The following is a 383-nucleotide window of genomic DNA, read 5'->3' as shown; positions in this document are numbered from 1 at the left end:
GATAAACCACAACCGTTGCTGGGCAAACGACAACGGCACCACCGCGGGGCGCTCACCGGCCACCAACGGCTCGCGCCGGCCCCCATCCCCACTTACGCGGAGCGCCAGCTGGGTAACCGTGGGCGCCTCGAACACGGTGCGTACCGAAAGGTCGGCACCCAGACCCATCTCGATCGCGGCGACCAGACGCATCGCCAACAGCGAATCCCCACCCAAATCGAAGAAGGACTCGTCGACACCGACCCGCTCGAGCCCGAGCACCTCGGCGAACGCGCCGGCCAGGATCTCCTCAACCGGGCTGGCCGCAGCGCGATAACCGGCATTCTGGTACCCCGGTTCCGGCAGGGCACGGGTATCGAGTTTGCCGTTGGGGGTCAGGGGCA

1 protein-coding gene is annotated in these 383 nt (G+C 67.4%); it reads right to left on the bottom strand.

Annotated features, from left to right (window positions below):
* Positions 1-383 (bottom strand): phosphopantetheine-binding protein (locus tag B8W69_RS29590; RefSeq protein ID WP_133058070.1); only part of this gene is annotated, 383 nt, incomplete at both ends.

It is taken from the genome of Mycolicibacterium vulneris, assembly GCF_002104765.1.
Taxonomy (GTDB): Bacteria; Actinomycetota; Actinomycetes; order Mycobacteriales; family Mycobacteriaceae; genus Mycobacterium; species Mycobacterium vulneris.
The sequence above is the reverse complement of the archived record's forward strand: the minus strand, read 5'-3'. Positions and strand labels throughout refer to the sequence as shown.